This window comes from Bifidobacterium parmae (assembly GCF_002860365.1).
Taxonomy (GTDB): domain Bacteria; phylum Actinomycetota; class Actinomycetes; order Actinomycetales; family Bifidobacteriaceae; genus Bifidobacterium; species Bifidobacterium parmae.
The window spans coordinates 1-9,622 of sequence record NZ_NMWT01000018.1; the positions used below are offsets into that span (position 1 = coordinate 1).

5 protein-coding genes are annotated in these 9,622 nt (G+C 59.0%); all 5 read right to left on the reverse strand.

Annotated features, from left to right (window positions below; translation table 11 throughout):
* On the reverse strand, positions 1 to 2,041 hold a 2,041-nt coding region (locus Uis4E_RS06835; protein WP_207764556.1), incomplete at its 3' end, for an InlB B-repeat-containing protein.
* A gap of 165 nt (positions 2,042 to 2,206) precedes the next feature.
* Complete coding sequence (locus Uis4E_RS06840) at positions 2,207 to 3,511, reverse strand: cell wall-binding repeat-containing protein (RefSeq protein ID WP_133125413.1); 1,305 nt, start codon at positions 3,509 to 3,511, stop codon at positions 2,207 to 2,209.
* Positions 3,512 to 3,520: 9 nt separating this feature from the next.
* A complete protein-coding gene (locus tag Uis4E_RS06845; RefSeq protein ID WP_101622460.1) occupies positions 3,521 to 4,255 on the reverse strand; it encodes a hypothetical protein in 735 nt (244 codons plus the stop codon).
* A 188-nt stretch (positions 4,256 to 4,443) separates the two neighbouring features.
* The gene (locus Uis4E_RS12330; protein ID WP_101622461.1) at positions 4,444 to 7,917 is read right to left on the reverse strand and encodes a cell wall-binding repeat-containing protein; all 3,474 of its coding nucleotides are present in this window, start codon (positions 7,915 to 7,917) and stop codon (positions 4,444 to 4,446) included.
* Positions 7,918 to 8,104: 187 nt separating this feature from the next.
* Positions 8,105 to 9,622 (reverse strand): cell wall-binding repeat-containing protein (locus Uis4E_RS06855; RefSeq protein ID WP_133125414.1); only part of this gene is annotated, 1,518 nt, incomplete at its 5' end.

Below are 9,622 nucleotides of genomic sequence, written 5' to 3' on the forward strand. Positions count from 1 at the left end.
ACCAGTCGACGCCCAGACGCCTGCCCGCCTTGTACACCTCCACGTTCGTGTCGTAGCGGTTCGACCCCTGGATGCGGTCCACCGACAGGCCCATCGACCGCAACTCGGAGGCCGCCGCCGCGCTCACGGCGACCGTGCTGCCGATCACGACCGCCTTGCTCGCGCCCGACGCACGGACACGCTCACGCGCCACCGCGTTCAGACCACCCGAACCCGTCAGCACGATCGGCGCCTTCAACCCGCCCGCCAGGGACGAGGCCGACAAGGCGTCCGGGAAGTTGTCGCCCGACGCGACCACCACGTACTCCGACCGGCCCGGGAACCCCGCCGACACCACCGCGCCCATCGTCTCATAACGCGTCGCGCCCGCAAGACGCTTCAACGCGCCCTTCTCGGCCTGTTTCCTCGTCCAGTGCGCGTACAGGGTGACGTTGCCGTTCACCGGGGCGGAGAAGTCGTACTCCTCGCCGCCCGTCCTCTCCGTATACCAGCCGTCGAACACGTAGCCGTCACGCGACGGATCCGCAGGACGGGACACCGGCTTGCCGACCTCCACCGACTGCGACGACACCGACGAACCACCAACCGAATCAAACCAAACCGTCGCATGCGACGGCGCCGGAGGAACCTCCGTCCAATGCGCATATAAGGCGAGGTCGCCGGTCACGGGCGTTGCGTCGAAGTCATACCGCGAACCGCCCGACGCGGCCGTATACCAGCCGTCGAACGTGTAGCCGTCACGCGACGGCGCGGCCGGCTCCGACGCGGTCTTGCCTGACTCCACCGACTGCGACTCCACCGACGAACCACCACGAGTGTCGAACGACACCGTGAAGTACGTGGGCGCAGGCGGAACGTCATCACCGATCAGTCTCAGGTGGGCGGTCAGCGTCGAGCCTCCTCCCATCGCATAGGAGTAGCTCACGTCGACATCGCCTTGCAGCCCCGTCAGCGATGTGCCTTCCAGGTTCGCGCCTTCCACGTTGCTGACTTGCGACGGGTCGAACCACGGTACCGCCGATTGCAGCGAGGTCAGGTCGAAGGTCGTGCCCTTGTAGTGGCGTTCGAACTGCGTTCCGTTGATCGTCACCGTCCGCGCGTTCTCGTTCGCTTTGGCGGCGATCAGAGCGTTGGACCCGGCACTTACGTACCTCAATTGAGAATTCTGCGACAGGTCGAGGGAGGACAGCTGGTTGTGCGCGACGTCCAGTTCCGTCAGGTTCGGCATCCGCGTCGTGTCCACGTCGGATAGCTGATTGCGGTACCCGTATAGTTTGGCGAGCGAAGGATACGTGGTGCTGCCCGTTCCCAATGAGGTCAGGTTGTTTTCCTCCGCACGCACTTCCTCGAGCCTGGGGTTATGCGAGATGTCAAGGGACGACAACGCGTTCCCCGCGACATTCAGCGAAGTGAGTACCGTATTGCCTGAAACATCAAGGGATGTGAGGGCGTTGTCGCCGACATCCACTTCCTCCAATCTCGGATTATGGGAGATGTCCAGATTGGTGAGCTGGTTGCTATGCACATACAGATCGGTCAGTTTCGAATTGTTCGAGACATCGAGTGAAGTCAGCTTGTTCTGGGTGAGATACAGTCCCGTGAGTTCCGGGTTCTTCGTGACATCGATGGACGTCAACGGATTATTCGTCGCATAGACCTGCTCCAGCTTCGGATTCTGGGAGAAGTCCAGTGAGGTCAGGGCATTATCGGTGACGAACAGTTGCGTCAGATTGGGGAAGTATTCGATTCCTTCGACTGATTTGATGAGCGTATCCGATTCGAAATCACCGGCGTTGCATTTGATGGTGGAGACGTTGTTGCGCTCTTCCGTGCTCAGCATGCCATCGTGGTTCTTATCGACGGTCAGATAGCTTTGGGATGGGTTCTCCAAGCAGGTTAGGAACGCGCTGTCGGGGAAGTTCGTCGCGTCAAGCGCGATATCGCCGTCCGCGGCAAACGCCGTGCCGGTACCGGCGAACAGCATGCCGATCGCTACGCTTATCGCAGCGAGCGCGCCTAGTGGTTTGCTTATGGGTTTCATTGGTGTGATCCTCTCCCGGCATCCCACTCTGGATGCCGACTTCCAGTTACCAATCTTACCCCCTGCGTTGAATCATTACGCGGGAGCGCATAGCCGCAGAAGGGCCCGGAAATCATCCGGACACTTCAGTTGGCGTGGCCTATCGCCGTTGTTCGGTGTTTGCGTCTAGTTCTCGCGCTTCAGGCCGAGCGTGTCGGCGATGGTTTGCATGGTGTGGTTGTCGACGACGACGCTGGATCCGACGACCCACGCCTTGCTGACACCGTCCGCGTGCTGGCCGGCCAGGGCGATCGCGGGCGACGACGGGTCACGCACCAGCATCAGCGCCGCATTCGACCTGCCCGCCAGAGGACCCGCCGCCAAGGCGTCCGCGAACCCCTCACCGGAAGCGAACACGGCACCGTCCATGCCCATGCCCTGCTTCACACACCATTCCGCGACCTTCGCACTCGTCTCATAACGCGTCGCGCCAGCCACACGCTCCGATTGGGCGCCGAACTGGTACGGCAATTGCACGGAATCCACTTTGCCCGGCACCACATTCACGCTGCCGACCACCAAAGCGGTACGGAAGTTTCCCCCTCCAGCGGTAATTGCGCTATATGACAGACCCGACGACCGCGAGGCCAGAAAAATCGGCGCCACGTGCTTGTACGCGTACGAGCTGATCGACAACGCATCCGCATAGCCGTCACCGGAAGCGACGATCATCTTCTTCGACCAGTTCACACCGAGACGCTTACCCGCCTTGTACACTGCCACGTTCGTTTCATAGCGGTTCGTGCCTTGTACACGGTCCACGCTCAATCCCATCGACCGCAATTCGGAAACCGCCTGCTCGGATACGGATACCGTACTACCAATCACGATCGCCTTGCTTGCGCCCACACGTTGAATCTGCTCACGCGCCTGATCCGACAACAATGCCTGCTGGGTCAGTACGATCGGAGCCTTCAGTCCGCCCGCCAACGAGGAAGCGGACAACGCGTCCGCATAGCCTTCGCCGGATGCGACCACCACGTATTCGGATGATGACGGGAACGCGGCTGATACGATCGCACCCATCGTGTCATAGCGGACCGCACCGGAGAGACGCTCCAGACGGGGGCTGTCGTCGCTATGCCAATGCGCGTACACCGTCGTGTTCTGAGTAATGGATTGGTTGAAATCGAACAGATTCCCACCATTGGGAGCGGTATACCATCCATCGAATACGTATCCCGCGCGAACGGGAGTTACGGGCGCTGGAGCCGGATCCCCGGAGTGCACGACCTCGATAGGCACATTGGGTCCACCTGCCGTATCGAACTGTACCGCATAGGACCACGTGTAATCATCGGAATGGGTGAACCCGTAACTGAAATACCGTCCGGTCATTGGCCCCTTGAACTCGGCGATCTGCATTCGCGTCGAGGCGTCGCCCGCGATATTGCTCATGGTCCATCCGCTCGGGATATTGGTGAAATGCACGGTCGTGCCTTAAGGAATGTTGAAGTCCTCTTTCGTCACGTCGAAATCCGTAACAGGTGTGCCATCGGAAAGCCATGCGATCAGACCGGTCAGGTCTTCCCTCTGATCGGATTGCGCGTCGAACAGGAAGGTGTACGTCACTTGCGGAGTGCCGGTGTCGGATGGAGAACACGTGTATGTGGAACTGTTCTGGCCTCCGACGCTTCCCCAGCAATCCCAAGTGATCGGTGCATTGTCATAGCCGATTTCGTCGGTTCGGTACAGTCCGTGCAGCGTCTGGTTCTGCGTAGTGTCGATATCGGGAATCGCTTGGCCATTGAGCGTGAGTATCAGGCCACGGAGTTCGTCGGTGGTGTGGTCGATGCCGGTTGCGCCGTCGAAATACCACGCGTAATCCCAATTACCGTAACTGACGACGTAGAAAACCGTGTCCTTGCCGGTTATCGGATTCGTGCCCGAATCAGCATAAACGGTCCACCCGGCGGGAAGGTTATGCAATTGAACGCGTCCGGAGACGGAATATGTGGAAGCCCTGCCCTGAGAACCGATGCCTCCTCCATTGGCCGGATTGAACCCGGGAACCGGCGCGCCATTGGACGTCACATATGCACCGGCGGGATAAGGATTTCCCGCCGCCTGCGCCGTCTTCGCGCCAACCGTAACACACAGTGCCACGGCCAGCACAATCAACAGCAGTCTTCTACACCACAGCATCGGGGCATGGCCCGCGAACTTGTCCACCATAGTAAGCTCTTCTTCACTCAACCAGTCACGGTACGGAACTCCAGTGTAGCCTTCATAATCGTGGTTCCTGCTGAGTTGGGCATCTGGCGAGATGTCATCATGCGCAATGACGAGAGTGGGGCTCCGACCGCATTGGTCGGAGCCCCACTCAGCTGGCGTGGCCTATCGCCGTTGTTCGGTGTCCGCGGTTAGTATTCGCGCTTTAGGCCGAGCGTATCGGCGATGGTCTGCATGGTGAAATCGTCCACGACGACATCCGAGCCGACCACCCACGCCTTGCTGACACCGTCCGCATGCTGACCGGCCAAGGCGATCGCAGGCGACGACGAGTCACGCACCAGCATCAGCGCCGCATTCGACTTACCGGCCAAAGGACCCGCCGCCAAGGCGTCCGCGAACCCCTCGCCCGACGCGAACACCGCGCCGTCCATGCCCATGCCCTGGCCCACACACCACTCGGCGACCTTCGCGCTCGTCTCGTAGCGCGTCGGACCGGCCACGCGCTCCGTCTTGATGCCCTTGAGTGGCAGCTGCGCGAAATCAACCCAACTGGAGACGACCACGTCACTGCCGACGATCACGGCGGAAGTGAACGACCCGGTCCAGATGGACGCCAGCGCACTGGCGGACAGGCCGGTCGTCGGGGTCGCCAGGAAGATCGGAGCCGCGTTCTTGTACGCGTACGAGCTGATCGACAAGGCGTCCGCATAGCCTTCACCGGTTGCGACGATCAGCTTTTTCGACCACTTGACGCCAAGAGCTGTGCCCTTGCGGTACACGGCCAGGTTCGTCGCATAACGGTTGGCGCCGGAGACACGGTCCACGCTCAAGCCCATGGACTGCAGCTCATTGGCCGCTGCCGCAGAGACCGCCACCGTGCTGCCGATCACGATCGCCTTGCTCGCGCCGACGCGTCGAATCTGGCGTTTCGCCTGCGGCGACAGGGAGCCGCCCTGTTGGGTCAACACGATCGGGGCCTTCAACCCGCCCGCCAGAGACGAAGCGGACAGAGCGTCCGGGAAGTTATCACCCGACGCGACCACCACGTACTCGGACGACGACGGGAACCCGGCCGATACGACCTCTCCCATCGTCTCATAGCGCGTCGCGCCGGCGAGACGCTTCAGCGTATGCTGCTGCGGCGTCTGCTTCTTCGTCCAATGCGCGTACAGAGTGATGTCGCCGTTCACCGGCGTGGAGAAGTCGTACTTCGAACCGCCGGTCTTCGCCATGTACCAGCCGGCGAATGTGTAACCCGAACGAGTCGGGTCGACCGGCTTGGATACGGTCGTGCCGGCTTCGACGGACAGCGACGCCGTCGACGGCGAACCGCCGTTCGTGTCGAACGTGACCGTATATGACTTCGGTTCAGGTGTGACATTGCCGTCGCTGCTGGCGATGACGGTCTCATACTTGCCGTCGCCGTCCTTGTCTGCCAACGCCTTGACGGTCGTATCGTCGGCGACGAGCTGCACCGTCTTGGCATCGGTGTCGAGATTGAACTCGGCGGCGGTGGAGTCGCCTTCGGCATCGACCTTCACACCGTGCAGGTTATCGCCGGACAGCAGATAGCCGTCAACGTTCTTCTTCAGAGCAACGTCACCGGAATTCTGGCTGGACACCGTAGTGGTGTACAGCTTCTGCGAACCATCAATCGTAGAGGACAGCGTGTAGCCACCGGAGCCGTTCTTCAGTTTTACATTGCCTTCTTGCGCAAAGGTAGTGGAATCCGCCGCTCCAGCCTTTACCGAAACATACGACCCAGGATAGTGAAGCGCATAATCGTACGAGCCGCCGCTAGTCACCGTATAATCGGAGGCATTGTTCGGCAGCACTGTATGAAGAGGCTCACTTTCATCACCCATGGATGCAAGGGAATACGATGAAAGATCGGAATAGGTCTCGGAAATAATGCCGGGCATAGTCCATGTTGAAGAGGCGTTTGACACGCTAATATTCTCCAGCTGCTCCGAAGTACCTGTTAGTGTATCACCAAAACTGGTCAGTTCCGCATTTGAATAAACCTGAGAAGCAGGGGAATAGTCCGCCCATATACTAGGATCATTCTCCACGTTATGTAGGAAACCTCTGTATCCTCCGTTGCCGAAATCAAAAATCATAAATCCTGGATTGGCACCAAATGAGTTGAATTTGTTATAATCATCCTTAAGGCCAGACGGAATCTCATTACTGGGAATGGAATAGCTCCACTCTCCCGTAGTGGGATTCATATATAGAAACGCATCAAGAGCCTCCGGCATATTATTATCATAGATATGAAGGCGAGATGTATAGGCATGCTTAACTCCGTCAGTACCAACAATACTGTAAGAACCTTCATCATAATAGTCAGCTACAACAGCATGCGATTGTGCTTTAAAATCAAGCAAAGACCCTCCGGGTTGCTCTTGAGAATTTGAATCACCATGGAAGGGCCCTAGTTCGCGAAATCCAATACTCAAAACAAGCGGCCGACCAGTAGATGAAATCTCTCTACCCATATTTTGAATTTCGTTTATTTGAGATTTGACGCCACTAAGATTCTTGGATTTACTTACAAAATCAAGCTTTCTATTGCTTAGGGAAGTCAGAAGCTGGGTGAAATAATAGTAATTAATGTAGGACCTAATGGACGAATGCCGGGTGTCCTTCATCTCATACAGGTTCTGCGCGTCCATCTGCCGCTCTGGGTAAGGGGTTTTTGTGCCAGTTTTGGCAAGTAGAGTAGTTACCGCAAATCCGTAGCAACTCCCCTCGCTCGTCGTCTTTTCACTTAATCCACCGCTATCTTTACCTAAATATCCCTTTATACTTTCCTTTTCTGTATTTGAAGCAATGCTAAATAGCGCTTTCTTATCAGAAGGTGTCAAGTAATACGGTTCGTCAGTATAGTTGTTGAAACTCCAGATGTCTTTTTTGAAGTCAAGGGAGTTAGGGTAGAGAATGCGCTGCGCGATGTACTGACGATTAGTGTCGGCGGAATCGAAATACTTTGCATCACTGTCGTAGTAGCCGGAGGAGGAGATGCTTTGCAGGTATGCACGCCCGCCTTCGGCGTTGGCGCTGGCATTCGGATCGCATTCATCGGCATCCATCCTGGGCTGGCAGACGCCTACGCCGTAGACGTTCCGAGACTGGGCCAACTGTGTTGCAGCGTTCGTGGCGGCGTCCTTATCGGCTGGTGCTTGACCGTTCGAAAGAATCACGACGGTACGGCGGTAGTCGCTTTTGTTGACATCGGAGGGTAGCTTTTGTTTGGCAGCGGCCTGCAGTCCGGGGGTAAGATCGGCTGCGGAAGAATCCTGCGCGTAGCCGATATAGTCGATGGCGTTTTCTACATCGGAAAGAGACTGCGAATATGACTTCATTGTACCGGAAAAGTTGCTTGCTACTCCGACATAATTGTTCGAGTTCTGCAACACCTCTGAAGCGATGGCTTTCGCCATGTCTCTCAACGATTGCGAGATTTTACAGGTGTACGGGCCACATTGCGTTTTGAACGGGTAGCTGTACAGCACCAGAATGACCTCGTTCTTGCCGCTGGCAGTGACCGGGCTGACGTCCGCCCGGGCTTCGACGGCGGTGAGGCCGGCGGCAAGCATGGTCATGGCGATGACCATGGCTACGAACCGTCGGATCCGCAGATGAATGTTCTTCAACATGGTTCTCTCTCCTGAATATGTGTTGATACGTGCCGCCCGACCGTTGAGGCTGCACGCAAACTCCCCATAATGATAACGCCGAGTAAGCCCGTGCCGGACGTACCGTATCCCGATATGGGAGTGGGCGCAGACCCCGTGATCACCGGGAATCCGCGCCCACTCAGTCGGCCCAATCGGGACAATCAGCCTAGTGCTTGTTCTCCACGCGCAGGACGTCAGCGATGTCCTGCATGGTCGCGTTGCTCACCACGACGGACGAGCCGACCACCCACGCCTTGCTCACGCTACCGGCGTACTGTCCGGCGAGCGACACCGCAGGCGACGAAGAGTCGCGCACGAGCATGAGCACCGCGTTCGACTTGCCTGCAAGCGGGCCTGCGGACAGTGCGTCCGCATAACCCTCGCCGGAGGCGAACACGGCACCGTCCACGGTCATGCCCTGCTGGATGCACCATTGCGCGACCTTCGCACTCGTCTCGTAACGGCCCGAACCATACAGGCGGCGCGACGAGACGCCCAGCGACGGCAGCTGCACGTTGCTCACCACGTCCGGCACCACGACATTACTGCCGATCACCACGCTGGACGAGAACGAAGAGCTGCGCAGTGCCGTCATCGTCGCGTCCGGCAGGCCACCGTTCGCTGTCGCCAGGAAAATCGGCGCCACGTTCTTGTACGCGTACGAGGAGATTGACAACGCGTCGGCGAAGCCTTCACCGGAAGCGACGATCATCTTCGACGACCAATTGATGCCGAGACCGGCACCGATGCGATACACGGCCAGATTCGTCTCGTAACGGTTGTTGCCGGAGACACGATAGGCCATCAGACCCATGCTCCTGATCTCAGCGACCGCCTGTTCGGACACCGACACCTCACTGCCGATGACGAGCGCCCTCTTGGCTCCCACGCGGCTGATCTGTGTACGGGCTTCGGGAGACAACCCACCATGACCGGTCGTCAGGACGATCGGAGCGTTCAAACCGCCGGCCAGCGACGAAGCGGACAAGGCGTCGGCGTATCCGTCGCCGGAAGCGACCACCACGTAATCCGACGTACCGGGGAACGCGGCCTTCACGACCGCACCCATCGTCTGGTAACGCGTGCCACCGGACAGTCGCCTCAGCTCGCCCTTCGACGGTTGCGGCGTCTCATTCTCCGTCCAGTGCGCGTACAGGGTGATGTTCGACGTCACCGCGGTGCCGAAGCTGTACTTCGCGCCGCCGGTCGCGGCCGTATACCAGCCATCGAACGTGTACCCGCTACGCGTCGGCACAGCCGGCTGGGACGCCGCCTTGCCCGACTCCACACGCTGCGTCTGCGGCGTAGGCGAACCACCACGCGCATCGAACGACACCATGTAGTACGTCGGCGCAGGCGGAACCTCCGTCCAATGCGCATACAAGGTGATGTTCCCCGTCACCGCCGAGCCGAAGCTGTACTTCGCGCCGCCGGTCGCGGCCGTATACCAGCCATCGAACGTGTACCCGCTACGCGTCGGCACAGCCGGCTGGGACGCCGCCTTGCCCGACTCCACACGCTGCGTCTGCGGCGTAGGCGAACCACCACGCGCATCGAACGACACCATGTAGTACGTCGGCGCAGGCGGAACCTCCGTCCAATGCGCATACAAGGTGATGTTCCCCGTCACCGCCGAGCCGAAGCTGTACTTCGCGCCGCCGGTCGCGGCCGTATCCCAGCCATC